Here is a 25,816-nt window from a genome sequence, read left to right as displayed (position 1 = left end):
TCATATTATTTTAAGACCAGCACGCACAAGCATGACATAAGCATTAGCGCGATGGCAATCTTACCGCCGTTCAGCCAGTTAGCGGCGCGTTTCATCCAGGGTTTTGGCCACACATGATAGACGCAAAAGGCGAGATAAGACGCCTGAATCACCCAGGTGAGCATTCTGAACAGGTAGCCTGAACTGCTCAGATGGGTGATGGTCTGCATCATTTCCATGCAATAAAGAATGAGCCCAACGGTCAGCATTGTGTTCATCAGCCGAAGTTTATACTGCGCGGCCCACGTTCCGCACCCAAACAGCAGGGCCGAGACGAAGGTCAGTATCGCCCAGAGAATATCAATCCAGTTCATGATGCGCCTCTGCTGTATGAGATGGCGGGGTTAATAGCAGCCGCATGGCCGGGACAACCACCGGCCACGCGGTGTCGGAGAGGATCACCACGGCGCTTTTACGCTGTCGGTCGAAGGCGATAGCGGAAGCGAACCCCGACGATTCACCATCATGCCAGGTGATATCGCGCCCCTGAATGCGTGTGGTGAACCAGCCATAGCCCACGCGTGAATCGGGATCGTCAGTTGCAAACTGCGGCGTCATTGCGTCGCGCCATGCGAGCGGTCCTGCCAGCAGCGACTGAGCGTAATGGGCCATGTCGACAATGGTTGAACGCACGCCTCCGGCGGGGGTAAATGCGTGCATTTTCCACGGCGCTTCGCTCAGGCCGGAAGCGGATCGACCCCGGCTGAACGTGGAAGAGGCGGGCGTTGTATCACTGGCGACGACAGAACCTGTCATGTGCGCCTGAGCGAATACGCGCGTTTGCAGGAGGTCAGCAAAAGATTGATGCGATGCACGCGCCAGCGCCAGTCCCAGCAGCGCATAGCCGGTGTTGGAATAGTCAAATCCGGTCGGGCGTTCGACGCTGGCTTTATTCACCATGTCTATTAATGTCTCCTCATCGAAGTCCCAGAAATTGTCTCGCAGGATGATGGACTTAATAACCTGAACTTTCTCGGGTAACGACGTCGCCAGCGGCGGCAGGCCGGAGCGATGCGAAGCCAGCTGCGCCAGGGTAATATCGCTCGCCGGGCCTGCGATCTCCGGAATAAGTTCACCGACGCGGGTTTGCGGAGTCGCCTCGCCGCGTCGCTGCGCCTCAATCAACAGGCTGCTGGTCATGGTTTTGGTCAGGCTGGCGATTTCATACTGTTTTGTAAAATCGCTGTCCCACAGGGCGTACTGCACGCCTTTTGGCGTGATAAGTGCGACGGCAACGCTGCCACGCGCCCCGCTGAGGAGTGGCGTCAGGAACGAGACGATGGTTGCATCACCCGTCTGGCGCGGGGACGGCGTGCTGACGCCCGGCTGCAGGTAGATGCCTGCGGCAATCAGCGACACAAAAACCACCCCTGCGGCTAACACTCGCCTGCGGCTGTATACATACTGTTTATTCATGGTCTGCGCCTCAGAACTCGTACTGGATCATTGATGACAGGGTGTACTGCATGCGGCTGTTAACCAGCGGGCTTTTACCCGCTTCATCAAGCAGGCAGGCTGCGCGACCGGTCACCCCAGCCGCCAGATTTTCACTGATGTGCCAGACCAGTTCGCTATCGACTCCAGCTTCCTGTAAACCCGAAGATGGGGAATACGCCTCAAACCCGGTGCGCTGAGACTGGTTCGCGGTGACGCCATAATGGCGCTGCTGATAGCCGCTGTTGGCCCAGGTGATGTCACCTGCGACCGAAAATTCGACGTCCTGCCCGCGCCAGAGGGTGGACTTTACGCCGCTGTTCACGGTCCTCGCCAGCTGCTGCGTCTCGCCACCGTACCGGTGTTTTTGCGTTGCACTTAACGCGCGCAGCCATATCGTCCAGTCCTCGCGTTGATAACGCATTTCCGCGCCCGCCATCAGCATGTCGGCCATATCACCCATTCCCTGGAGATCACGGTTTTTTCGAGCGGAAAAGGGATAGTTAACCGTCTCTTTTCGCCCCTCATCAGAGGCCAGCAGCAGGCTCACGGCAAACGGGGCGTCGGGGTGAAATGTCCATGCCAGCCCCTCCGTGGAGAGATCCCATTGCCCCCAGTCTTTACTCTTCAGACTCAGGCCGCCCTTCAGTAGCGGTCCGGGGGCGTAATGCCGCGATCCCGAATAAACGGGACTGACCGCGACGCCCAGACCCGCATAACCGGACAGCTCCGCACCGTGTAAGGGGGCGCAAAGCACGATCCCCGCGAGCAAAACGCCATACAGCAGACTTCTTTTCATTCGATGCTTCTCCAGGCAAAAAGTAAGTTGAAGTGCGTGCAGGCTAGCCTGGAGTTTATCGTTTAACAATAAACATTTATTGTTTTACACTAAAATTGGTAGGGCGCTATAGCCCTCCCTATAAAAAGAGATACGGCCGGGGAGGAAAGTACGATATCGTAACTCTATGATTGAATGAGGAGTTCGCAGGAACGCCGTCGCAACAGGACGATAAATGATTGATGACATCCGTTATCTGATAGTGTTTGCAAAGATTGCTGAAGCTGGATCCATTTCAGGTGGGGCAGAAGCGTTAGGGCTTACAACCGCAACGGCAAGCACGCATTTATCAAAGCTGGAAAAAAATCTTGGCTGCGCGCTGCTCTACAGAAACACCCGCAAACTTTCTCTGACTCACGATGGCGCAAATTTGCTGGAAACGGCTAAATCGATGCTGGCGCTGTATGAGCAGGGGGTCATTGAATTCAAGCAGCGTTCGATATCAACGGCGAATAAGCTTACTGTTTCACTTCCTGCCGTTTTTTTAAAGAGTGCGTTTACCCGGCATCTGGCCGATTTTATAAAGCGACATCCGGGCATTTTACTGAATATCTCTTACAGTGATACGCGCAGAGATATTATTGCTGACGGTATTGATGTTGCATTTCGAATCGGCGAACTTCCGGACAGTTCACTGAAAGCACGCCATCTTTTTGTGCTGCCGCGCCAGGTCGTTGCTTCCCGTGATTTGCTCAGCCATTACCCGACGATTACGCATCCTGATGACCTGGCGCAACTGCCATGGATTGGACTCAATATGCGGCAGAATAGCCGGGAATTTCGCTATAAAAATGGGGAAGTGGCGGTCGTAACGTATACTCCTGCCGTGTATGTAGATAATGTCGAAGCCGCTTATGCGCTTGCCAGGCAACAAATTGGTCTCGCAGCACCTCCCCGTTATTTAAGCGAAGAGGACGTTAAGCGTGGAGACATGCAGGAAATACTCCCTGACTGGTCATTAGAACCGCTGAAAGTCTATGCCGTATGGCCTTCTAATATGTCGACCAGCAGTATTGCCTACAAATTGATTAATGATATTTATAACGCGATTGAGTCCCATACGTTATAACGAGTTTAAAATGCTAAAGAGAGCATGTAACACGCCGTAATAAGCAACAGTCCGCCCATCAACACGTTAAACGTACGGATCTGCTGTGTGCTCCTGAGCAGCACCGACACCTTTGCTCCCATTAATGCCCATGCGGATAGCGACAGGTAACAGACTAAAAAATAGACCGTTACAAAGACGAATGCTGTCGCAGGGTTTGAGGGTTCGGAAAACATCGCTGCCCCTGAGGCGCACGCGGTCCATGCCTTAGGGTTGATCCATTGCATGACAAAACCCTGAGCAAAACCAGGAGAATCTGTTTTTGTTAATGATATATCGGGACGGGATGACGCTATCTTATAGCCCAGATACATTATAAATAAAGAACCGACAATATTAAGGTACCGGAAAAACAAAGGGTGTTTTTCGATTGCAGCGTAAAAACCGAAACAAATAAAGATAAGTAATAACGTAAACCCTATTGTTGCACCGGAGACAAATGAGAAGGTCTTTCTAAAACCGTGAGCGGCCCCAGACGATATAATTACCATATTAACGGGGCCAGGAGAAAATGAAAGCGTCAGTGAAAATATAAACATTGTGAAAATGAACAGCATTTTATCTCCGCGTGTTGGCTTATCTGCATTAGAGGTGCTGCGACGATTAAGTCGCGACTTTAATTCGTCATGTTTCTGAATACTAGCTGGGAACATACGTCAGAGTAAGTGGCATTTATCTAAAGGTGTGTTTGATTTTTTGCACAGATCGCGCAGCGGCGGGGTAGCGCCTGCCGCAAGCAATCGGCAGGCGCGGGTGGCCCATAAGTAACAGATCCTAATATAATTTATATAATGCGTGCGGTTCCTGTGTCAGGCATATAACAGCGCTTGTGAGAAAACGGAAATAAGGTGGTAAACAAGGGATAGTCAATTTAACGGCAGGTAGATATCCGTTTGCAGCGCATGTTCAGGCATCTCGTGAATAAAGTTGAGGTAGTGGAAAAATACCGGGGCATCGCGCAGCGTTTCGCCGCTGGCCGGCAGCCAGTCACGAAACATCGCCCACACCGTGGCGGAAATGGTATCCAGAGAACCTGTGTGACGCCCGACGGCGTAACGTCCGCCGTCGATTTCACCATTGGAAACCCCAAATTCATTTTCTGGTATCGCTTCAGCGATACTGCCGCAGATATCGAAGCGAAAGGCGTCTGCTGGCGTAGTTGCCGGGTCATCCCAGGCAATGCCAAACGTGCTGCTTTCGTGTACTGGCGATAAGCCCGTGGTTTTACGCCAGGCAATAAATTTCGCCGCGCTGTCATTAACCCGATCCGGGCTGCCACGGTGCTGCAGCATTGCCACTCGGGTCTGTGGGAAATCGACAATCTTAACTTCCATCGTTTTTTGCTCCTGAAAGGTCATTTTCGGTACGCGCTGGTGCCAGTTCAGCCAGTCCGGCTGTTGCCGAAACTGACGCGGGCTTTTTCCAAACGCATTTCTGAAGGCGCGACTGAACGATTCAGGGCTCTGGAAGCCGGCATCGAGCGCAATATCAATCACCTTATCCTGAGGGTTAAACGCCAGCCGCCAGGAAGCATGACGCAGGCGTAGCCACTGGATATAGCGATACAGAGGCTGACCGCTAAATGCCAGAAACTGCCGGTGAAAATGATAAGGCGAACAGCAGGCTAACGCGCTGAGCTTCTCCAGCGTGAGCGGTTCATCGAGATGGCGGGCGATATAGTCGCACACCATCGTGAAGCGCTCGCGGTAAGCCGTTTTGATTGCATCGTTCATTGCATCCTCCTGATGACCCACTTTGCCTCAGCGAACGGCCAGAATCCTGACCGATCTTGCTAATTATGGAGAAGTTATACTGGCCGCATACCGTTGTGCGGCAGCAATCGCCCTGTCGTCAAAAATATACTGTTCGAAATGATGGCTTGCATCGGTGACGCGATAAATTTTCCATTTACCGTCTTCTATGCGCAGATACACTTTTAGCTGCAGTTTCCGCTCATTACCCACACCCAACTGAACGTTAACAACTTTCCCGGACGCAGAGTTAATCGCATTGCTTACGCTTAGGTCAGGGATCCACTCAGCCGCATAGTCCTGCGTATAGGTAAAATAGTCGGAACCGATAATTTCTTGTTCATAGAGAGAGGAAATTTTCTGCAGTCGGGAGAGTGTGTCTTGCGCAATATAGTCACGCATTTTTGGTGAATCGAGATTATCTTCTTTGCTGTCTGTAACGAAAGCAGTGAGGTAAAACTTGTAAAAGTCATGAGTGCGTTTTTCCGGCGCATCCATTTGTGTTGAACATCCCGTAAGAAACAGGCACATCAAGAGAACGTAACGCATCAGCTTTTCCTGTAAATTTTGTAAGCGGGGCGTGCGGAGCGATATCCGGGGCCACCCCACATATCTCTTTGTCTGAAGTCAGAGTACCAGGTAGTGCCGTCATAAATTGCCATGTGACCCGCAGGATTACCGCCATCATAGGGCTGAATAACAACCACATCGCCTTCCTGTAATGTTTCACCTTGCCCTAAAACTCGAAAACCTGCTCGTTCAAGGTTACTGCCATAGTCCTTTGCGTTAGGTGCATTGCCAATATCCACGCCACCTGCACGTATTGCCTTACGCGTAAATTCTCCACAGCGTCTTTGCGATGAAGTTCCCGCATTCTGGCGTGCGTGCAGGGCTGCTGCGTGTTTGTTCCATGCCATGTGTTAACTCCTGTTGTATATGAAATCGTCACTAAACAACGGAAGCTACAATCCGGTTAGGCAAATAATGTCATTAAAAAATTATATATTTCAGTGACTTGTGTCTTTTTGATGTTTCATTTGCCTGGTTGATGATATGCAGTAGATACGCTGCTGTTGCAACGAAAACAGAAGGTTTACATCGACAGGAAAGTTAAATACCATACCCCCCTATAGTATCAGGAGGGCGTATGCCGCATTCACCCGAAGATAAAAAACGTATTCTTACCCGCGTCCGTCGCATTCGGGGCCAGGTTGATGCCCTTGAACGCGCGCTGGAGTCGGGCGACCCCTGCCTGGCCATCCTGCAGCAAATCGCTGCCGTGCGCGGGGCTGCCAATGGCCTGATGGGCGAAATGGTTGAAATTCACCTCAAAGACGAGCTGGTAGCGGGGGAAACTACGCCGGATCAGCGAGCCGTACGCATGGCGGAAGTCGGCCATTTGCTGCGCTCTTATCTAAAATAAACCCACACACCTGACAAAAAGGGAAGACATGATGAAATCTCGCGCTGCAGTTGCATTTGGTCCCGGCCAGCCGCTGAAAATCGTTGAAATCGACGTGGCACCGCCGAAGAAAGGCGAAGTGCTGATCAAAATCACCCATACCGGCGTGTGCCATACCGATGCGTTTACGCTGTCGGGGGACGATCCTGAAGGCGTCTTCCCGGCGGTACTCGGCCATGAAGGCGGCGGGATTGTGGTGGAAGTGGGTGAGGGCGTGACCAGCCTGAAGCCGGGGGATCACGTGATCCCGCTGTACACGGCGGAATGCGGCGAGTGTAAGTTCTGTAAATCCGGCAAGACCAACCTCTGCCAGGCGGTGCGCGCCACCCAGGGGAAAGGGCTGATGCCGGACGGCACTACCCGTTTCTCTTATAACGGCGAGCCTGTTTATCACTACATGGGCACCAGCACCTTCAGCGAATACACCGTTTGCGCGGAGATCTCGCTGGCGAAGGTAAACCCGCAGGCGCCGCTGGATAAAGTCTGCCTGCTGGGCTGCGGCGTGACCACCGGTATTGGCGCGGTGCATAACACGGCAAAAGTCAAAGAGGGCGATACCGTGGCGGTGTTCGGTCTCGGCGGCATTGGTCTGGCGGTGATTCAGGGCGCGGTGCAGGCGAAGGCCGGTCGTATCATCGCGGTCGACACCAACCCGGAGAAATTCAGGCTGGCGGGTGAAATGGGCGCGACCGATTTCGTGAACCCGAAAGATCACGAAAAACCGATTCAGGACGTCATCGTCGAGATGACCGACGGCGGCGTGGACTTCAGCTTCGAGTGTATCGGCAACGTCAACGTGATGCGTTCCGCGCTGGAGTGCTGCCACAAAGGCTGGGGCGAGAGCATCATCATTGGCGTGGCCGGAGCGGGTCAGGAGATTAAAACCCGTCCATTCCAGCTGGTCACCGGGCGCGTATGGCGCGGTTCCGCGTTTGGCGGCGTGAAGGGGCGTACCCAGCTTCCGGGTATGGTTGAAGATGCCATGGTCGGCAAGATTCAGCTCGATCCGTTCATTACCCATCGCTTACCGCTGGAGCAGATCAACGAGGCGTTCGATCTGATGCACGAAGGAAAATCCATCCGTACCGTTATCCATTTCGGCGACAAGTAACTCTTCTGCCAGCGGTTTTTAGCCGCTGGCGTTTCTTTGATAATCTTCTCTAAAGTGTGACCAGTGCGGCGTTTTTAGCCGTAATCTAAATCCCAACCGTGCCGATGACTATCTGACAGGCGTGTTTTTACGCATCTTACCTACAAGAGAGTCGACGGTCATGGACAACACTACTTCGATGCTGGCGCAGCGTAAGCTGAGCTTCTTGCATCACATCAGGCTGGTTCCGCTGTTTTCCTCCATTCTCGGTGGCATTATTCTTCTGTTTGCCTTGAGCTCGGGTCTGGCGGGTTATTTCCTGCTGCAGGCCGATCGCGATCAGCAGGATGTCACATCCGAAATTCAGGTGCGTATGGGGCTGTCGAACAGCTCAAACCATCTGCGAACCGCGCGTATCAACCTGATCCACGCCGGTGCGGCAAGCCGTATCGCGGAGATGGATGCCATGAAGCAGAACATCAGCGAGGCGGAAACGCGCATTAAGCAGTCCCAGGAGAGCTTTACCGCCTATATGAATCGTGCCGTGCGCACCGCTGAGGGTGAAGCGCTGGAAGCGGATCTCAAGGCGCGGTACGACGCCTATATCGCTGGCATGCAGCCGATGGTGAAATTCGCCAAAAACGGCATGTTCGAAGCGATCATCAACCACGAAAACGAAACGGCGCGCCCGCTGGATGACGCTTACAACGCCGTTCTGCTGAAGGCGATTAAGATCCGTACCGACCGTGCCAATGCGCTGACGGCGCAGGCGCACAGCCGCACGCAGCTGGGCCTGATGTTTATGGTAGGCGCGTTTGCGCTGGCGCTGGTGCTGACGGCGATGACCTTTGTCGTGCTGCGCCGCACGGTAATCAATCCGCTGCAGCGTGCAGCGAAACGTATCGAGAATATCGCTAAGGGCGACCTGACGATGCCGGACGACGTGGCGGGGCGCAGCGAAATTGGACGCCTGACGCGCGATCTGCAAACCATGCAGCACTCGCTTGAAAACACCGTGGGCACCGTACGTCAGGGGGCGGAGGAGATCTACCGCGGCACCAGCGAGATTTCAGCCGGTAACACCGATCTCTCTTCGCGCACTGAGCAGCAGGCTGCGGCCATTGAGCAGACCGCCGCGAGCATGGAACAGCTGACCGCGACGGTGAAACAGAACGCCGATAACGCCCATCATGCCAGCAAGCTGGCGGAAGATGCCTCCGGTAAAGCCAGCCGCGGCGGCCAGATGGTCTCCGGCGTGGTGAAAACCATGGGCAATATCTCCAGCAGCTCGAAGAAGATCTCTGAGATTACCGCCGTGATTAACAGCATTGCGTTCCAGACCAATATCCTGGCGCTTAACGCGGCGGTAGAAGCGGCACGTGCGGGTGAACAGGGGCGCGGATTTGCCGTGGTGGCAAGTGAAGTGCGCACTCTGGCAAGCCGCAGTGCGAATGCCGCAAAAGAGATTGAAAGCCTGATTAACGAATCGGTTTCGCTGATTGACCAGGGCTCCGGCGAGGTTGTCGCCGCCGGTAACACCATGAATGAAATCGTCGACGCGGTGAAACGCGTCACCGACATCATGCTGGAGATCGCCGCGGCGTCCGATGAGCAGAGTCGCGGTATTGTGCAGGTGAGCCAGGCGATTTCTGAGATGGATAAAGTGACCCAGCAGAACGCCTCGCTGGTGGAAGAAGCCTCCGCGGCGGCGGCGTCTCTGGAAGAACAGGGCGCGCGTCTGACCGAGGCGGTTGGCGCGTTTCGGTTGAACGGTGCAAAGTCGGGCCGCGCGGTGATCTCTGCGCCAGTGGCGAAGAATGCACCGTTGCGCCCGGCGGCGGTAGTTTCCGGGGATAACTGGGAGACGTTCTGAGTTGCCAGCCGTGTCGGGTGGCGCTTCGCTTACCCGACCTACAAAATCTGACCTACAAAAAAGGGACCTTTCGGTCCCTTTTTCACATCTTATTTCTTATCGGGTAACGCGTACGCGATAACGTAATCACCGCGATCCGGCGACTGGCGGGCGCCACCGGCGTTAATGATGATGTACTGCTTACCGGTTTTCGGCGACACGTAGGTCATCGGGCCAGACTGGCTGCCGACAGGCAGACGGTCTTTCCAGATCTCTTTCCCGGTGGCGGTATCAAACGCGCGCAGGTAGAAATCCTGGGTACCGGCGAAGAACAGCAGGCCGGACTGGGTAGAGAGCGATGCGCCCAGCGTCGGCATACCGATTGGGATTGGCATGTGCATGCGAATGCCCAGCGGGCCGGTATCTTCCACCGTGCCGACAGGTACCTGCCACACCAGCTTGCCGGTTTTCAGGTCAACGGCTGACATGGTGCCAAACGGCGGCTTCTGGCATGGAATGCCCAGCGGTGACAGGAAGCGTTCACGCATCGCGCCGAACGGCGTGCCGTCCATTGGAACAATCCCCATCTCGATGCCGCTAGCATTTTTCGCCACGTTCGCGCGCGGCACCATATAGTTCGCCAGACCCAGGCGCATATCGTTGACGAACATCAGGCTGTTGTTCGGGTCAACGGAGACGCTGCCCCAGTTCATCCCACCGAGTGAGCCAGGGAACTGCAGGGAACGATCGAGACCAGGCGGGGTAAAGACGCCCTGATGACGCATCTCTTTAAACTGAATGCGGCACAGCAGCAGGTCGACTGGCGTCGCGCCCCACATGTCGGACTCGGTCAGCGTCTGGTTGCCAATCATCGGCATGCCAACGGAGTACGGCTGGGTTGGGGAGTAGCGTTCACCCTCAACGTTACCCGCCGGAACGGGGCGTTCCTCTACCTTCGCCACCGGCTTACCGGTTTCGCGGTTAAGCATGAAGATCATGCCCTGCTTGCTGGTCTGCACCAGCACCGGCGTGGTGCCGCCTTTACCGTCTGGCAGATCGTACAGCAGCGGCTGGGAAGGCAGGTCGAAATCCCACAGATCGTGGTGGGTGGTCTGGAAATGCCAGCGCACCTGACCGGTGGCCGCGTCGACGGCGACGATGGAGGAACTGTACTTATCGTCCAGCGCGGTACGCTCGCCTGCCCAGAAGTCTGGCGTGGCGTTGCCGGTTGGCAGGTAGATCAGGTTCAGTTTGGCGTCGTAAGACATCGCTGACCAGACGTTCGGCGTGCCGCGGGTGTAGGTCTGGCCTTCCGGCGGCAGGCCGGTCAGGTTCGGATTACCCGGATCCCACGCCCAGGCCAGTTTACCGGTGTGAACGTCGTAGGCGCGCACCACGCCCGGCGGTTCGCCGGTAGAGTAGTTATCCGCGACGCGACCGCCGACGACGACAACGTTCCCGGCAACCAGCGGCGTGGAGGTTTGCTGATAATATCCGGGCTTGATCTCGCCCATGCCGACGCTCAGATCCACGGTGCCATGCTCGCCAAAGTCTTCGCAGACCTTGCCGTTATCCGCGTTGATGGCAATCAGACGGGCATCGGTGGTGGGCAGGAACAGACGGCGAGGGCATGCCGCTGGTGATGTCCCTGTTTGTGACACCGTCACGTTTGCATGATCTTCAAAGTAGCCCAGACCGCGGCAGCGCTGCCAGTTCGGTGCGGTGGCTTTGGAATCATAACGCCATTTTTCTTTACCGGAATCCACGTCCAGCGCCAGCACTTTGCTGTATGGGGTACAGACATACAGCGTGTCGCCAATCTGCAGAGGCGTGTTCTGATCTTCCGCGCCCGAGCCGTTGCTCTGCGGAATATCGCCGGTGTGCGCAACCCACGCGACCTTCAGCGAGCTGACGTTTTGCTTGTTAATCTGGTCCAGCGCGGCGAAACGGTCGCCGTGGGTTGTGTTGCCCCAGTGCTCCCAGTTCTTTTGCTGCTCGCCGGGTGCGACGGGTTTCACCGGCACGGGTTCGTTCGCTGCCACGAGGGTTTGCGGCTTAAACATCCAGCCCAGGCTGATCAGCATGGCCACCGCGAGCACGGCCGCGACGCCAAAAGCGGGCGCCTTGTTCGCGGCGCTGCGGTTCGCAGCACGCAGGAAAGGCCAGACGATGGCGCAGAGGAAGGCCAGAACGGCAAAGGTAAACAGGCGAGTGAACAGCGGCCAGAAATCCCAGCCCGCATCGCTTACCGCCCAGAACAGCGAGGCAATAAATGCGATGCTGTAAAGCACGATCCCGCTGGTGCGGTTGAGGAAAATCAGGATCGCGGCAATCACCATCACCACGCCCATGATCAGGAAGTATCCACTTCCGCCTACGGTGGCGAGCTTAAAGCCCAACCCGCCGACCGCCAGACCGATGAGCATCATCAGTCCGGCAAGAAGCCACTGCAGAATACGAGGTATCCCGCGCGGCGCGCTGCCAAATGCCATGTCTTTCTCCTTTCGATCCCCCGCAGCGTCGGGTATGTACCAGTTGGGTAATAATTGCGGGAGGAATAATGATTAATACGAGTGAATTCGGTTTTATAAAATGATTTGCGAACCATTTGGTGAATTCACCGTTATGATAAAACTGTTAAATTGTTTTACGCAATTGTTAATGAATTATTCCGCATTAATTGATTAACGCACGGGCTAGTCCCCTCTCCCCTAAGGGGAGAGGGTTAGGGTGAGGGGTGAAAAAGGTGTTATACCGGCATTGATTTACGGATAGCGCTCAGCAGCGTCTGTGCGCCCGTGGAAAGGGGGGTATCCACCCGGGTTAAAATGCCGATGGGTTCGCCGGCTCCTGGGGAGGTAATCGGCAGGGCGATCAACGTCCCCTGGCGTAGATCATCTTTTACCGCGCCGGAGGGGACGAACCAGACGTAGTCATAATCCAGGGTGAGCTGGCGTGAAAGCGAGGCCGACAGCGTTTCGATACACCCTGAAGGGAGCGTACATCCCTGCATCTGCAGCAAGGATTCGGCGGTCTGGCGGGGGACGGTCCCTTTCGGGCACACCACTACCGGCCACTCCATAACGCGGCTTAGCGTCACCGTGTCCTGCAGCAGGGGATGATTGGGACGAACCACCAGCTTCAGGGACTCCAGGAACAGCAGCTCGTAATTGAGACCGCCCATCAGTTCAGGGTCGGACATGCGACCGATACCGATATCCAGCTCGCCCGATTTCAGCCCCGCGAGCAGCATGGTGTTATTCATTGTGGCTACCTGAATTGTGGTATGCCGCTGCTGCTTGTGGAACTGGCCGATAACCGGCGGAAGAATACCCAGCGCTGCGGTAGGCAAGGCGCCCACGCGCACCACCTCACTGGATTGCGCTTCTTTTCGATGCAGGGACTGGCCCGCGGTATTGAGCGCATCCAGCACCTTAACGGCGTGCGTAAGGAACTGTTCGCCAACGATGGTAAGCTGTGCGCCCAGCCGCCCGCGGTCAAAAAGACGGGCACCGGTCAGCTGTTCCAGCTCGTTGAGGGTTTTCGAGAGCGCAGGCTGGCTCAGGTTAAGAGTTTCAGCCGCACGCCCCAGCGTTCCCTGTTGAGCGACGGCCACAAATGTATGCAAATGGCGCAAGCGTATGCGCTGACTGAACAGACCATTTTTTTCCATAGGCGATGTTAAAAACAGAGCGATGCGGGTGACAAGTTAAGTTGTTTAATTTTGATAACCTGATAGCAAAATATTTTTAACATTTGATCTGTTTGAGTTACAACATGTTTTTCGGCAGGGGAATAAGAGCGAACGTCCTTGTTCATTTATTGCTCATTACTGAGGGGAAAGGGTTAAGCGGTTAGATCACGCCGTCACCGCCGTCAGAACACCACACCTGGCCGGACGTAAATGAACATTCATCCGAGGCCAGCGTGACGTACAGCGGGGCAATCTCGACGGGCTGACCCGGACGCCCCAGCGGTGTATCTCCGCCAAACTCCTTCACTTTTTCCATCGGCTGCCCGCCGCTGGACTGCAGTACCGTCCAGTAAGGCCCAGGGGCAACCGCGTTGACGCGAATGCCTTTTGGACCCAGCTGTTTGGCTAAGGATTTGGTAAATACCGCCAGACAGGCTTTCGTCTGGGCGTAGTCCAGCAAAACGGGGCTGGGCTTCACCGCCTGAACGGAGGAGGTATTAATGATAACGGAGGAGGCTTTCAGGTGACGCAGGGCCGCTTTGGTGATCCAGAAAGGGGCATAGACGTTGGTTTTAAACGTCGCGTCAAAATCCTCGGTGGTCAGGTCTTCAAGCGACTCACGGAACTGCTGACGCCCCGCGTTATTGACCAGAATGTCCAGCCCGCCCAGTTTCGACACGGCTTCTTCGACCAGATTCTGACAGAAGGTTTCGTCCCGGACATCCCCCGGCAGCGCGACGGCCTTTCGACCTTCCGCTTCGATCAGGTCGATGACCTCAGAGGCATCTTTTTCTTCTTCAGGCAGATAGTTGATGGCAACGTCAGCACCTTCACGGGCATAGGCGATAGCCACCGCGCGACCAATACCGGAGTCTCCGCCGGTAATCAGCGCTTTTTTGCCGGCAAGGCGGCCATGTCCTTTATAGCTGGTTTCCCCGTGGTCGGGTACAGGCTGCATTTCGGATGCCAGTCCCGGCGGCGTTTGCGGCTGTTCCGGGAACGGGGGCTGCGGGTAAGCGTTCGTACGTTGTTTTGTATCACTCATAGCTGACTCCTTAAGCCAAGGGGTGAGATTTGATGGATAACTGCAGCGTTAACGCTTCGCTGAATTATTTCTGCAAACGATCAACACGGACGACGGCAGGAGATGATTTTTTATCAAGCGAACCGTTGATACTGATCATCTGGTCGGGTTTTACCGTTCTGCCGTCGAAAACTGCCTGGGGAATAATAACGTCGATTTTTCCGGTTTTATCCTGAAATACAAACTTATCGCCGCTACTATCAATAAGATTACCGCGTAATGAAATTGTCGCACCGTCGTGCATTTGTTTTGCCTGAACGATGGTCATAATACGCGCATCGTCGGTTCCGCGATATCCGCTATCAAGCGCGTGCGGTGGCGGCGGGGCTTCACCTTTTTGTAACCCGCCGTTATTATCAGCCCATGCGGTTGGAACCAGAAATATCAATAAAGCGGAAATAAGTGATAATTTCATCCGATATCCTTCATTTTGGGTGTCTTGACTTATTAAGTATTGTTGCTATTCCTTTATGTGGCAAATGTGATAAGTCCTAAAAACATTCGCGTGAAAAATCAAACTTATCGGATAATAAGCGAAACGGTGACGATGACCATGAAGCGTGAAAATGAAAAGTTACCCGGGATAGATGAGCGTTATCGTTTGCTGACGTTTGAATATGCGTTTCGTCAGATCGGTTTTATTGTTCTGTTGGCTATTATCGTCGCGGCGATTGCCGGTCTGTTTTCCAGTGGAATGGTCAGCGACACAGTCAAAATGAATTCCGCTAAATCACTGACCATAAACTATGAACGCTTTGGACGGCGGGAGACAGAAACGCGAATGGAGCTGGCGTTCCCGGTGCAGACAGAGGGAAAGTATGTCCTCAGTATGACCAGCGAGAGCAGCGAGGTTTACGAGCCTGGCAGCGTCTGGCCGCAGCCTGACAGCATGTTCAGCCGAGGGAAGACCCTCTATTTTGTCTATAACAATCTGAAAAAGTCAGACAGCTTTTCTGTGTTACTCTTCACCACGCCTTCCAGAGCCGGTAAATGGAACACAGTCATCCGCGTCAACAGCGAGCCGGAGATTAACATCTGGCAATTCATTTACCCGTAGGAGGCTGATATGGATATGGTCTTTCGCGCGCTGGCGATTTATCTGTTCCTCATGGTGGTATTTAAAGTGGCCGGGCGTCGCGCGCTGTTGCAGATGACCAGCTTTGATCTCATTCTGCTCCTGATAATTAGTGAAGCGACTCAGCAGGCGCTTCTCGGACAAGATTTCTCCGTCACCGGCGCGATGATTACCATTACCACGCTGGTGGTGGTAGATATTATATTCGGACTGATGAAGAAATATTTTTCCCCGGTTGAGAATATTCTGGATGGCACTCCCGTGATTCTGGTTGAGAACGGCGTGCCGTTAGCCGACAAACTGAAAAAAGTGGATGTCTCCTGCGATGATATTCTGGTGTCAGCCCGGCAAAATAATGGCATCACGGAAATAAGCGATATTAAATATGCCATACTTGAACGCAATGGACATATTTCGGTCATTCCTTTCGAGAAATAAGAGGCGGAAAGATGAGCAATCTTTTTCACGACAACAATTATACCGTGGGTGAACTAACAAAAAAGCTGGCAAGCAAATTAACCGATCTCGGACTTCGCTTAACCACTGCGGAATCCTGCACGGGCGGCAAGCTCTCGGTGGCGCTTTGCGCAGAGGAAAACACCGCCGAATTTTATGACGTCGGCCTGGTCGTGTTCAGCGATGAAGCCAAAACGCGGATCCTCGGCGTGCGCCCTGAAACGCTTGCGCGGTATACCGCCGTCAGTGAACAGACGGTGACCGAGATGGCTGCCAGTATTCGCGACATCGCCCAGGCGGATATCAGCATCGCCATCAGCGGCTACGCAGGCCCGGAAGGGGGCGACGACGGCACGGCGGCGGGGACGGTCTGTTTTGCGTGGAACATCCGCGGCGAGACAAAGACTCGCACCGTGCTTTTCTCCGGTGACTGTCAGGACGTGGTGGAAAAAGCGGTGCATTTCTCGCTGGCCGAGCTGCTGGCAGCATTGTCGGACGGGCATAACGGTTGATTTCACGAGGAGGTTCTATGGCGGTCGTAGTGATTACCGGTGGGACGGCGGGCGTGGGAAAAGCCACGGCGCTGCACTTTGCAAAGGCAGGTTACGATGTTGGCCTCATCGCCCGCGATGAGGCAAGCCTGCACTCCACCCAGGAAGAGTTGCGCCGCTTCGGCGTGAATGCGCACGCCGTGCAGGCTGACGTCGCCGACAATCAGGCGGTGGTGGATGCGGCTAACGAAATTGAGTATCGCCTCGGCGCGATTGATGTCTGGGTCAACAACGCCATGGGGGCCGTGCTGGCACCGTTTCGCACCCTTACGCCGGACGAGTTTCGTCGCGTGACTGAGGTGACGTACCTCGGCTACGTGAACGGCACCCGCGCCGCTCTCGAACTGATGGTTCCGCGCGACAGGGGCGTGATTATCCAGGTGGGGTCCGCGCTGGCCTACCGTTCCATTCCATTGCAGTCAGCCTATTGTGGTGCCAAAGCGGCGATCCGCGGGTTTACCGATGCGGTGCGTACGGAACTGATGCATGAGAACAGCCGGGTTCAGCTTTCGATGGTGCAGATGCCGGGGCTCAATACCCCGCAGTTCGAATGGGCGAGGAATAAGTTCGCCTGGGCGATGCGGCCAGTGCCGCCGGTCTTTGAGCCTGAGGTGGCCGCGAGCGCTATCTTCAGGGTGGCGCAAAAACCGGTTCGCGAGCTGTGGGTAGGCAGCAGCACCATCCAGTCGATTGTCGGGCAGTTTCTCTTCCCGGGTTTTCTGGACCGGCTGATGGTCAGGAAAGCCTGGGAAGGCCAGATGACCGACGATCTGAACGCGCCGGAGCGCCGGGACTACCTCGACCAGCCGGTTAACGATCTGCATAAAATCCATGGCCGCTTTACTGACGAGGCGAAAACCCGCGCGCCGTCCGTCACCTCCGGCATGCCGGGTAAAGTGGCGCTGGGCGCCCTCGCGGTGGCAGGGATAGTGCTGACGCGTCTGATAACCCGCCGGAAACCGTAATCAGCGCAGCGCGCTACGGTGCGTCCAGAACCAGCGATAGCCGTAGCCGCCAAGGCTGAGCTCAACGGTTTTGCCGCAAATCAGCGCGTCATCGTAGCGCTTGTCCTCGAGACAGGCGGTCCAGGTGGCGTTGCGGATCCCTTTTGCGGTGAACTGCACCGGCTGGTCGCTAAAGTTGACGAAGGTCAGGATGCTGCGCTCGTCGGTCTCGTAATAGATCCCCAGCACTGCGTCATCATCGATTGTGATAAGTCGAAAAGGCGCAACGGCAATTTCGGGGAACTCCGAGCGGGTATTGGCAATATCGATTATCCGGTGCAGGAGCGAGTTGTGGTGAAGCAGCGAATCGGCGACGTTGACTTTCTGATAGCGGTAAGGGCCATGGTCGATAATCGGGGCGATAAATTTTTCAGGGTCGGCCGCGGAGAAACCGCCCCCTTGTGACCCCGCCCACTGCATCGGGGTGCGAACGGCGTAGCGCTCCTCCAGCTCCAGGTCGTCACCCATACCTATCTCGTCGCCGTAGCGCATCACCGGGACACCCGGCAGGGAAAACAGCACCGCGTGACAGAACGCCAGCCGCTTCCGATCGCCATTAAGCATCGGCGCCAGGCGGCGGCGGATCCCGCGCTGATAGACGTTCATCTCCTCATCAGGGGCGAAGGTATCGAGTACAAACTGTTTGTCTTTCTGGCTGATGCCTTCCAGATCCAGCTCGTCGTGGTTGCGCAGCCAGTTGGCAAAACAGCAGGCGTCAGGCGGGACGATCATCTTCTTCACCGCGTTGCGCAGCGGGCGGGCGCTTTTGCGGGCCAGGCTGACGTAGAAATACTTGTTGAGCCAGAAATTCAGCACCAGATTCAGGCGGTCATTATTGCCAAAGTAGTCCTGATAGGCCTCTACCTCGACGTCCACCTCACCCAGCAGGATCGCGTCCGGATTCCGCTGTTCGATAAGACGGCGCATATGCTCGAGGATCCACAGGCCCTTTTTTTCATCACCGTTTCCCGCCTGCGTGGTCAGGTGGGAGGCGGCATCGAGACGAAATCCCGACACGCCCAGCTTGAGCCAGAAGAGGATGATATTCTCAATCTCTTTCAGCACCGCGGGCGAGGTGAGGTTCAGATCCGGCTCGTGGTGATAAAACATGTGCCGGTAATACTGCCCCGCCTCGTCGTCCCAGCTCCAGATGCTCTTCTCCACGCCGGGGAACATGGGGGGCGTATCGTCCTCGTCGTTATCCGACCAGAGGTAATAATCACGATAGGGTGACGCCGGGTTGCGGCGCGCCTGCTGGAACCAGGGATGTGCGTCCGACGTGTGCTGGATCAGCAGCTCGATAATGACCTGCATGCCCAGCTCGCGGGCCTGTTCGATAAAGGCGATGATATCGGCCAGCTTTCCGAAGCGGGGGTCCACCTGAAGATGGTCGCTGACGTCATAGCCTTCATCGAGAAAAGGGGTCAGGTAAAACGGGGTGATCCAGATGACCGTCGCCCCCATCCGGCGAATGTAGCGCAGCTTGGCCGCGATCCCGGCGATGTCCCCGCAGCCATCGCCGTTCAAATCATAAAATAGCGCGGTATCAATCTGATAAATAATGGCTCGTGTATGCCAGTCCGTCATAGCGTTCCTCAGTGATAGCCTTCAGTATCCGAAACTTTTCCCCGAAAGACGTAGTAGCTCCAGGCGGTGTACACCAGGATCACCGGAATAATCAGTAATGTTCCTACCAGCATAAACAGCTGGCTGGCAGGCGGGGCCGCGGCTTCCCACAGGGTGATGCGCGGCGGAATAATGTTCGGCCAGAGGCTGATGCCCAGCCCGCTAAACCCGAGGAAAATAAGCCCCAGCGTCAGCAGGAAAGGGCGAGAGTGGCTGTCCGGATTGCGGGTCAGGCGCCAGATCAGCACGCTGAAAAGCCCGACCAGCAGAGGAACCGGCAGGAACCAGAAGAAGTTAGGCAAGGTAAACCAGCGGTCGGCCACGTACTGCCAGCCGAGCGGCGTCCAGATGCTGACTACCGCGATAACCACCATCAGGGCCAGCAGCACGTGGCGGGTCAGCTCGCGCATGCGGACCTGCAGCGCGCCTTCGCTTTTCATAATGAGCCAGGTGGTGCCCAGCAGCGTGTAGGCGACGACCAGTCCGATGCCGCAGAAGAGGTTGAAGGGGGTGAGCCAGTCCAGCGCAGAGCCGACAAAACGTCGGCCCTCCACGTCAAAGCCGTTGATCACGGCCCCCACCACCACGCCCTGGCTGAAGGTGGCAAGCAGGGAGCCGCCGGCAAAGGAGTAGTCCCAGAATTTGCGGTGCGACGGCGTGGCTTTGAAGCGGAACTCGAAGGCGACGCCGCGAAAGATGAGACCGATCAGCATCGCGGTGAGGGGGATCGTCAGCGCATCAATAATGACCGCATAGGCCAGCGGAAACGCGCCGAACAGCCCCGCGCCGCCGAGTACCAGCCAGGTCTCGTTGCCGTCCCAGACGGGCGCGACGCTGTTGACCATCACATCGCGCTCTTTCGCATCGCCCACGAAGTTAAACAGCAGACCGATGCCCAAATCAAAGCCATCCATGATGATGTACATCAGCGTGGCAAAGACGATGATGGCAAACCAGATAACAGAGATATCGACGCCCATCAGATTCTCTCCTCTTCCGGAACAGACTCAGCGGCAGACAGCGGACGGGCAGGCGTGCCCGAGGTGTTTGACGTCAGCGTATCGACAGGCTGTGGACCTTTCTTAATCAGCCTGATGAGGTAAACATAGCCCACGCCAAACACGGAAGAATAGACAACAAAGAACGCCAGCAGGCTGATGCTCATCTGTAGGGTGCTGTGCAGCGATACCGCGTCGATGGTGCGCAGATAACCATAGACCACCCACGGCTGTCGGCCCACTTCGGTGGTCACCCAGCCGGCGAGCAGCGCCAGCAGCCCGGCAGGCCCCATGCAGAGGGCAAACCAGTGGAACGGGCGCGAATGGTATAGCCGATGACGATAGCGTAGCCAGACGCTAAACAGGCCGAGAGTTATCATCAGCAGCCCCATTCCGACCATCACGCGGAATGACCAGAAAACGATGGTTGAATTTGGCCGATCCTCTTTCGGAAAGTCTTTCAGCGCCGGGACCTGCTTGTCCAGACTGTGCGTCAGGATCAGGCTGCCGAGCGCGGGGATTTCCAGGCCGTATTTGGTGCGCTCTTCCTCCATATCCGGCAGACCAAACAGCAGCAGCGGGGTGGCTTCACCGGGGGGATTTTCCCAGTGACCCTCAATCGCGGCAATTTTTGCCGGCTGATGTTCAAGCGTGTTAAGGCCGTGCATATCGCCCACTACCGCCTGAATGGGCGCGACCAGCAGCGCCATCCACATCGCCATCGAAAACATGGTGCGAACGGCGGGCGTATCGTTACCGCGCAGCAGATGCCATGCCCCCGATGCCCCGACAAACAGCGCGCTGCTCAGAAACGCGGCGATAGCCATATGGATAAGACGGTAAGGGAAGGAGGGGTTAAAGACGATGGCCAGCCAGTCCTGCGGGATCACCTGGCCGTTCTCGATAGTAAAACCCTGCGGCGTGTGCATCCAGCTGTTAGAGGCGAGTATCCAGAAGGTCGACATCAGCGTGCCGAGCGCCACCATGCAGGTCGAAAAGAAGTGCAGCCCCGGGCCGACTTTGTTCCAGCCGAACATCATGACGCCAAGGAATCCGGCCTCCAGGAAGAAGGCGGTTAAGACCTCATAGGTCAGGAGTGGGCCGGTAATACTGCCCGCGAACTGCGAGAACCCGCTCCAGTTGGTGCCAAACTGGTACGCCATCACCAGCCCGGAAACGACGCCCATGCCGAAGTTAACGGCAAATATCTTAAGCCAGAAATGGTATAGCGAACGCCAGACGTCGTTTTTGGTGCGCAGCCACATGCCCTCCAGCACCACCAGATAGCTGGCGAGACCGATGGTGATCGCGGGAAACAGGATGTGGAACGAGACGGTAAAAGCGAACTGAATTCTGGCCAGATGAAACGCATCGAGTTCGAACATGGTCCGTACCTCTGAGACGATGGGGCACGCGAATTGCCGGGCAGTTCAGGGCTGCCCGGCAAACCGATTACGGTTTAGTCTTACCGGCACCCAGCTCGGCACCGGTCAGCGGGTCGGAATGTGGATCGGATTTCGTGCGGGCAGACATCGCCTTGACCAGGGTTGCCTGCTCGGTTGTGAGCGTGACGCTGGCACTGCCATCGCCGCCATCCACCGCAGGCTGGGGGGACTCAACGTAATCGAAGTGTTTATCGCTGTTCCAGCTTCCGCGAACCTCTCCACCTTCTGACATATTGTAGTACTTGTTGGTGAATTCCTCGATTGGCGGCAGTTTCCCCGGCGGGAAGTTATTACGGATGGACTGCAGCGCCTTCTCAAAGGAGAGCTGATGCGCCGCCTCACGCGTCATTAGAAACGCCAGCGCGTCCTTTACGCCGGGATCGTCGGTCACGTTGATCAGCCGTTCATAGATGATTTTCGCTCTGGCTTCCGCTGCCACGTTTGAGCGCAGGTCCGCCGTCGGCTCCCCGATGGTATCGACGTAGGCCGCGGTCCAGGGTACGCCCGCAGAGTTAGTGAGCGGGGTACCGCCGCCATAGAGCAGGGAGGTGATGTGGCTGTCATTCCCGTTTTCGGTCATGGAGCGATACAGTTCAGCCTCATTTTCGACCCCTTCCGCCAGCGCGCCTTTGGCACCTTTATTCAGCATGCCGACCAGGGTACCGATGATTTCGAGGTGGCTTAACTCCTCGGTAGCGATATCCATCAGCATGTCCTTGCGGCCCGGATCGTCATCGCTCAACCCTTGTGTAAAGTAGCGGCAGGCGGCGGCCAGTTCGCCCTGCGGCCCGCCAAACTGTTCCAGTAAAAGGTTGGCAAGGCCGGGGTTAGGTTCGGCGACGCGAACCGTATATTGCAGCTGTTTGACGTGTCGAAACATAGGCACTCTCCTGTGGATTATTTTTTCGCTTCGACACCCGATGCGTCTGAACGCAGCAGGAACTGTTCCGTCGTTTGCGGGATATGGCGAATCAGCCAGTCGGCCATTGCACGTTCTTCTGCGAGGATCGTCTCAATAGCGGGTATCGAAGCAGTGTCCCCGGCTTTTTTGGCCGCTGCCAGCAGGGAGGTATAGCAGGCGATTTCAAACTGTTCGAAAACATAGCCGCTGATCGAGCCCTTCACGATTTCGTCTGAAGGGAACATCCCGCCGATAGATTGCCCCAGAGCCGCCATTTTGCTCATCGAGTCTTTTAAGACCGAACGAGAAATATCATTACGGTCGAGGATTTCCTCCAGCAATGTGATTTGCCGTTTTGTCTCATTAATATGCTGTTCAATTCTGGCGCGAACATCAGGATAATTATCGATACGGCTGGCCATGGATTCCAGCATAGATTCGGCTTGCTTTTCCATCGCATGGGCATCGCGTAGCCAGTCATGGTAGTGTTCTACGTGATTCATCATTGTATCCTCATTAGGGTTCGCTTATTTGGTCTCACTTTCAGCAGCCTGATCGGCACGCGCGGCACTGTAGCCAGATAAATGGCCGACAATATTGGCGTAAATACTGATGATAATGACCCACAGCACGCTGTTCTTCCACCATATTACAGAAGGGATGGCGAGAATGAACCATATTATGGCTGCCGTTAAATGGCACCGTTTAATTGTCCTGGGACTGATGCTCATTTTATTTAACCTGTATTATTGCGTCATTTCTGCGCTTTTTGGTTAATATTTCCAACGGCCAGGTCGGTGAGTTTAAGGTCGGTCTCTTTTTCTTCTTCCAGGGTTTCGGCAAGAAGTTTAACGGCTTTTTTATAGCCCAGTTGTTCTGCTAATGTGGCAAGGGTACCGTAGCTGGCTATTTCGTAATGCTCAACTTTTTGTGCAGCAGCAATTAACGCGGCATCACGCACCTCATTTTTTTCCGTGCTTTCGATGACTTCGTTGGCTTCTTCAATTAAGCCTTCCATCGCCACGCACTTCATGCGTTTGATCTTAATACCGTCTTCCTGCTCGACGATCTGGTCAATACGTTCAATCTGACCCTGCGTTTCCTCAAGGTGTGCGGTAAAAGCGGCGCTCAGCTTCTCGCTGGACGCGGCGCGGGCGAGCTTGCTCAGCGCGCGGGTAAGCTGCTTTTCTGCGCTGTAGGTATCCGACAGAAGATGAATAAATACATCCTCAACACTTTTCATATTCATAATAATTACGCTCCGGTAAAATAATGAAAGGGTACTGCGAGCTTTTCAGCCCGCAGCATGCTCTCTGGTTTTATTAAAAGAGTTTTAAATAAGATCAGGAGTTATCAGATTTACGGCCTCCGCCGTGACTGTTCTGTCCCCCTTTCTTACCCGCTTCAGATGCGCGTTGCGGATCGTTTTTAAAATTACCACCGCTGTGCTGGCCACCTTTACGTCCAGCTTCTGATGCTTTTTCACGGTCTTCAGCGAAATTACCGGAACCACCACGATGCTCTGCCATATTAAACCTCATAGTCATATATTGGTTATGTCAGTACGATACGAAAATATTTCCGTATCACTCGTCGTTCGAGTAATAACTCTAGTCGCTGTGCGTCATCCGTCAAATGCGTTTTGCTATTTGCGGTTGCGTTATTTTTAAGTATTTGTAAATTTGCGCTTCGCTTAAAATGGAAATATGGATAGGCAGGAAGGACTTGTAAACAACCATTCGGATTAATCCTAACTTCGAGCTAAAAATTTGAAAGGTGAGGATAAAAATAATGGCGTACTCAAATTGATTAATTTGCAGTCAGGAGAAAAAGAAAAAATACTCCTTTATAGCTAGAAAGCGGAACCCTAAATAATTATAAGGAAAATCCTGGATAAAAGCGTTCAGGTCGAAAGGGCGGTTCCGTTCGGATCCGTTCGGGGGCCAGTAGCACACGGTTTGACCACTGTCGTCTTAAGATCACAAATCAGAAATTCTTCCCCCCGGAAGGAACGGGTTTCTCTACACTCCAGGTAATATTCACTGGAGGCATGACATCATGGCGAACACCATCACGGCTGATGACATTCGGGAACACTTTTCGCAGGCTATGTCGGCGATGTACCAGCAGGAAGTTCCGCAGTACGGCACTTTGCTCGAACTGGTTGCAGACGTAAACCTGGCGGTTCTGGAAAATAATCCACTATTACATGAACAACTCGCTAACGCCGATGAGCTTGCGCGCCTGAACGTTGAGCGTCACGGGGCGATTCGCGTCGGCACGGCACAGGAACTTTCAACCCTGCGTCGTATGTTTGCCATTATGGGGATGTACCCGGTCAGCTATTACGATCTCTCTCAGGCGGGGGTACCGGTCCACTCAACGGCGTTTCGCCCGATCGATGATGCGGCGCTGTGTCGAAATCCGTTTCGTATCTTTACCTCGCTGCTGCGCCTTGAGCTGATTGAAAACGTCGCGCTGCGCGAACGTGCCGCAGAGATCCTCTCTCACCGGAACATCTTTACCCCCCGCTGTCTGGAACTGATCGACCTCCACGAGTCGGAAGGGCACTTTACTGACGCACAGGCCCACGAGTTTGTACAGGAAGCGTTGGAAACCTTCCGCTGGCACCGCCATGCGACGGTCGATCAGGAGACCTATCTGGCCCTGAGCAACGAGCATCGCCTGATTGCCGACGTGGTCTGCTTCCCGGGCTGCCATATTAACCACCTCACGCCGCGCACGCTGGATATTGACCGGGTGCAGGAGCTGATGCCGAAGTACGGTATCGAGCCAAAAATTCTGATTGAAGGCCCGCCGCGTCGCGAGGTGCCCGTCTTACTGCGTCAAACCAGCTTTAAGGCACTGGAAGAGCCGGTGCTGTTTGCCGGGGAACATAAGGGCACCCACACCGCGCGCTTCGGTGAGATTGAGCAGCGCGGCGTGGCGCTGACGCCGAAAGGCCGGGAACTGTACGATAGCCTTCTCGCCCAGGCCGGTACCGGCAAAGATAACCTCACGCACCAGCTGCATTTGCGGGAGATCTTTGGCGCTTTCCCGGACAGCGAGCTGTTAATGCGCCGTCAGGAGCTGGCGTATTTCCGCTACCGTCTGACGCCTGCGGGTGAAGCGCATCGCCACGCGTTCCGGCCGGGAGACGATCCGCAGCCGCTGATTGAGCGCGGATGGGTGGTTGCCCAGCCGATCACCTACGAAGATTTCCTCCCGGTCAGCGCTGCGGGGATTTTCCAGTCCAATCTCGGGAATGAAACCCAGGCCCGCAGCCACGGTAACGCCAGCCGCGATGCGTTTGAAGACGCGCTGGGCTGTCCGGTGTATGACGAGTTTGCGCTCTATCAGGAGGCTGAAACCCGCAGCAAACAGCGTTGCGGTTTGCTCTGAAATCGT

General features: G+C 55.2%; 28 protein-coding genes. 9 read left to right on the top strand and 19 right to left on the bottom strand.

Going from position 1 to position 25,816, the window contains the following annotated elements:
• Nucleotides 1-5: 5 nt before the first annotated feature.
• Genes ACDO57_RS06130 through ACDO57_RS06120 form a run of 3 tightly spaced genes read right to left on the bottom strand, consistent with a single transcriptional unit; the run spans nt 6 to nt 2,272 of the window.
• Entirely contained in the window at nt 6-353 is a 348-nt protein-coding gene (locus ACDO57_RS06130; protein ID WP_090417036.1) for a hypothetical protein, read from the bottom strand.
• On the bottom strand, nt 340-1,455 hold the full coding sequence (locus ACDO57_RS06125; protein WP_090417034.1) for a serine hydrolase: 1,116 nt from the start codon (nt 1,453-1,455) through the stop codon (nt 340-342). Before ACDO57_RS06125 ends, ACDO57_RS06130 begins: the two co-directional genes overlap by 14 nt.
• Before the next feature lie 10 nt (nt 1,456-1,465).
• Nucleotides 1,466-2,272 carry a MipA/OmpV family protein gene (locus tag ACDO57_RS06120; RefSeq protein WP_370883677.1) on the bottom strand — a complete coding sequence of 269 codons (807 nt, stop codon included), beginning with the start codon at nt 2,270-2,272 and terminating at the stop codon, nt 1,466-1,468.
• 214 nt (nt 2,273-2,486) lie between these two features.
• On the opposite strand from ACDO57_RS06120, the gene ACDO57_RS06115 reads away from it, so the two are divergent.
• Entirely contained in the window at nt 2,487-3,380 is an 894-nt protein-coding gene (locus tag ACDO57_RS06115; protein ID WP_248272059.1) for a LysR family transcriptional regulator, read from the top strand.
• A gap of 5 nt (nt 3,381-3,385) precedes the next feature.
• Here the strand turns inward: ACDO57_RS06115 and ACDO57_RS06110 are convergent, their stop codons facing one another.
• The 4 genes from ACDO57_RS06110 to ACDO57_RS06095 form a co-directional block, all read right to left on the bottom strand.
• Nucleotides 3,386-3,976 (bottom strand): LysE family translocator, encoded by a 591-nt coding sequence (locus ACDO57_RS06110; RefSeq protein ID WP_024908399.1) that lies wholly within the window; start codon nt 3,974-3,976, stop codon nt 3,386-3,388.
• Nucleotides 3,977-4,285: 309 nt separating this feature from the next.
• Nucleotides 4,286-5,152, bottom strand: coding sequence for a GyrI-like domain-containing protein (locus tag ACDO57_RS06105; RefSeq protein ID WP_370883676.1), 867 nt, complete (start codon nt 5,150-5,152; stop codon nt 4,286-4,288).
• Nucleotides 5,153-5,215: 63 nt separating this feature from the next.
• Nucleotides 5,216-5,719, bottom strand: coding sequence for a YbjP/YqhG family protein (locus ACDO57_RS06100; RefSeq protein WP_032647112.1), 504 nt, complete (start codon nt 5,717-5,719; stop codon nt 5,216-5,218).
• Nucleotides 5,719-6,087 (bottom strand): NlpC/P60 family protein, encoded by a 369-nt coding sequence (locus ACDO57_RS06095; protein WP_071994490.1) that lies wholly within the window; start codon nt 6,085-6,087, stop codon nt 5,719-5,721. The genes ACDO57_RS06100 and ACDO57_RS06095 overlap by 1 nt, the downstream gene beginning before the upstream one ends.
• Before the next feature lie 230 nt (nt 6,088-6,317).
• Here ACDO57_RS06095 and ACDO57_RS06090 point away from each other — a divergent pair, with 230 nt between their 5' ends.
• The 3 genes from ACDO57_RS06090 (at nt 6,318) to ACDO57_RS06080 (ending at nt 9,595) form a co-directional block, all read left to right on the top strand.
• A complete protein-coding gene (locus ACDO57_RS06090) occupies nt 6,318-6,593 on the top strand; it encodes a metal/formaldehyde-sensitive transcriptional repressor (protein WP_021242544.1) in 276 nt (91 codons plus the stop codon).
• Between the two features lie 31 nt (nt 6,594-6,624).
• A complete protein-coding gene (locus tag ACDO57_RS06085) occupies nt 6,625-7,743 on the top strand; it encodes an S-(hydroxymethyl)glutathione dehydrogenase/class III alcohol dehydrogenase (protein WP_021242543.1) in 1,119 nt (372 codons plus the stop codon).
• Between the two features lie 160 nt (nt 7,744-7,903).
• On the top strand, nt 7,904-9,595 hold the full coding sequence (locus tag ACDO57_RS06080) for a methyl-accepting chemotaxis protein (protein WP_370883675.1): 1,692 nt from the start codon (nt 7,904-7,906) through the stop codon (nt 9,593-9,595).
• 89 nt (nt 9,596-9,684) lie between these two features.
• Here ACDO57_RS06080 and ACDO57_RS06075 read toward each other — a convergent pair whose 3' ends face one another.
• The 4 genes from ACDO57_RS06075 to ACDO57_RS06060 form a co-directional block, all read right to left on the bottom strand.
• The gene (locus tag ACDO57_RS06075; RefSeq protein WP_370883674.1) at nt 9,685-12,066 is read right to left on the bottom strand and encodes a glucose/quinate/shikimate family membrane-bound PQQ-dependent dehydrogenase; all 2,382 of its coding nucleotides are present in this window, start codon (nt 12,064-12,066) and stop codon (nt 9,685-9,687) included.
• A gap of 257 nt (nt 12,067-12,323) precedes the next feature.
• Entirely contained in the window at nt 12,324-13,247 is a 924-nt protein-coding gene (locus ACDO57_RS06070; RefSeq protein WP_024908406.1) for a LysR substrate-binding domain-containing protein, read from the bottom strand.
• A 181-nt stretch (nt 13,248-13,428) separates the two neighbouring features.
• Complete coding sequence (locus tag ACDO57_RS06065; protein ID WP_032647120.1) at nt 13,429-14,313, bottom strand: SDR family oxidoreductase; 885 nt, start codon at nt 14,311-14,313, stop codon at nt 13,429-13,431.
• Nucleotides 14,314-14,377: 64 nt separating this feature from the next.
• Entirely contained in the window at nt 14,378-14,767 is a 390-nt protein-coding gene (locus ACDO57_RS06060; protein ID WP_370883673.1) for a YdeI family stress tolerance OB fold protein, read from the bottom strand.
• A 138-nt stretch (nt 14,768-14,905) separates the two neighbouring features.
• Here ACDO57_RS06060 and ACDO57_RS06055 point away from each other — a divergent pair, with 138 nt between their 5' ends.
• From ACDO57_RS06055 to ACDO57_RS06040, 4 genes are read left to right on the top strand one after another with little or no spacing between them, the layout of a single operon-like run.
• On the top strand, nt 14,906-15,409 hold the full coding sequence (locus ACDO57_RS06055; protein WP_370883672.1) for a hypothetical protein: 504 nt from the start codon (nt 14,906-14,908) through the stop codon (nt 15,407-15,409).
• 9 nt (nt 15,410-15,418) lie between these two features.
• Nucleotides 15,419-15,865, top strand: a complete 447-nt coding sequence (locus ACDO57_RS06050; protein ID WP_370883671.1) for a DUF421 domain-containing protein — start codon at nt 15,419-15,421, stop codon at nt 15,863-15,865.
• Between the two features lie 11 nt (nt 15,866-15,876).
• A complete protein-coding gene (locus ACDO57_RS06045; RefSeq protein ID WP_032647124.1) occupies nt 15,877-16,395 on the top strand; it encodes a 2-oxo-tetronate isomerase in 519 nt (172 codons plus the stop codon).
• A gap of 17 nt (nt 16,396-16,412) precedes the next feature.
• Complete coding sequence (locus ACDO57_RS06040; protein WP_370883670.1) at nt 16,413-17,399, top strand: SDR family oxidoreductase; 987 nt, start codon at nt 16,413-16,415, stop codon at nt 17,397-17,399.
• Here the strand turns inward: ACDO57_RS06040 and ACDO57_RS06035 are convergent, their stop codons facing one another.
• From ACDO57_RS06035 to ACDO57_RS06000, 8 genes are all read right to left on the bottom strand, one after another.
• Nucleotides 17,400-19,025, bottom strand: a complete 1,626-nt coding sequence (locus ACDO57_RS06035) for an alpha-amylase family protein (protein ID WP_090417005.1) — start codon at nt 19,023-19,025, stop codon at nt 17,400-17,402.
• An 8-nt stretch (nt 19,026-19,033) separates the two neighbouring features.
• Nucleotides 19,034-20,044 (bottom strand): cytochrome d ubiquinol oxidase subunit II, encoded by a 1,011-nt coding sequence (gene cydB, locus ACDO57_RS06030; protein ID WP_048991113.1) that lies wholly within the window; start codon nt 20,042-20,044, stop codon nt 19,034-19,036.
• Entirely contained in the window at nt 20,044-21,447 is a 1,404-nt protein-coding gene (locus tag ACDO57_RS06025) for a cytochrome ubiquinol oxidase subunit I (RefSeq protein WP_370883669.1), read from the bottom strand. The genes cydB and ACDO57_RS06025 overlap by 1 nt, the downstream gene beginning before the upstream one ends.
• Before the next feature lie 67 nt (nt 21,448-21,514).
• Nucleotides 21,515-22,387 carry a manganese catalase family protein gene (locus ACDO57_RS06020; RefSeq protein WP_008502274.1) on the bottom strand — a complete coding sequence of 291 codons (873 nt, stop codon included), beginning with the start codon at nt 22,385-22,387 and terminating at the stop codon, nt 21,515-21,517.
• Nucleotides 22,388-22,404: 17 nt separating this feature from the next.
• A complete protein-coding gene (locus tag ACDO57_RS06015) occupies nt 22,405-22,911 on the bottom strand; it encodes a ferritin-like domain-containing protein (RefSeq protein WP_370884115.1) in 507 nt (168 codons plus the stop codon).
• Nucleotides 22,912-22,935: 24 nt separating this feature from the next.
• Nucleotides 22,936-23,139: a hypothetical protein gene (locus ACDO57_RS06010; protein WP_013096662.1), complete on the bottom strand. Its 204-nt coding sequence runs from the start codon at nt 23,137-23,139 to the stop codon at nt 22,936-22,938.
• Between the two features lie 23 nt (nt 23,140-23,162).
• Nucleotides 23,163-23,657, bottom strand: coding sequence for a ferritin-like domain-containing protein (locus ACDO57_RS06005; protein WP_023311678.1), 495 nt, complete (start codon nt 23,655-23,657; stop codon nt 23,163-23,165).
• Between the two features lie 94 nt (nt 23,658-23,751).
• Nucleotides 23,752-23,937, bottom strand: a complete 186-nt coding sequence (locus ACDO57_RS06000; RefSeq protein ID WP_004150795.1) for a general stress protein — start codon at nt 23,935-23,937, stop codon at nt 23,752-23,754.
• Nucleotides 23,938-24,466: 529 nt separating this feature from the next.
• On the opposite strand from ACDO57_RS06000, the gene ACDO57_RS05995 reads away from it, so the two are divergent.
• A complete protein-coding gene (locus ACDO57_RS05995; RefSeq protein WP_032647139.1) occupies nt 24,467-25,810 on the top strand; it encodes a VOC family protein in 1,344 nt (447 codons plus the stop codon).
• The last annotated feature ends 6 nt before the right edge of the window (nt 25,811-25,816 follow it).

Source organism: Enterobacter cloacae complex sp. 2015409 (assembly GCF_041365315.1).
Classification (GTDB): domain Bacteria; phylum Pseudomonadota; class Gammaproteobacteria; order Enterobacterales; family Enterobacteriaceae; genus Enterobacter; species Enterobacter pseudoroggenkampii.
The sequence above is the reverse complement of the archived record's forward strand: the minus strand, read 5'-3'. Positions and strand labels throughout refer to the sequence as shown.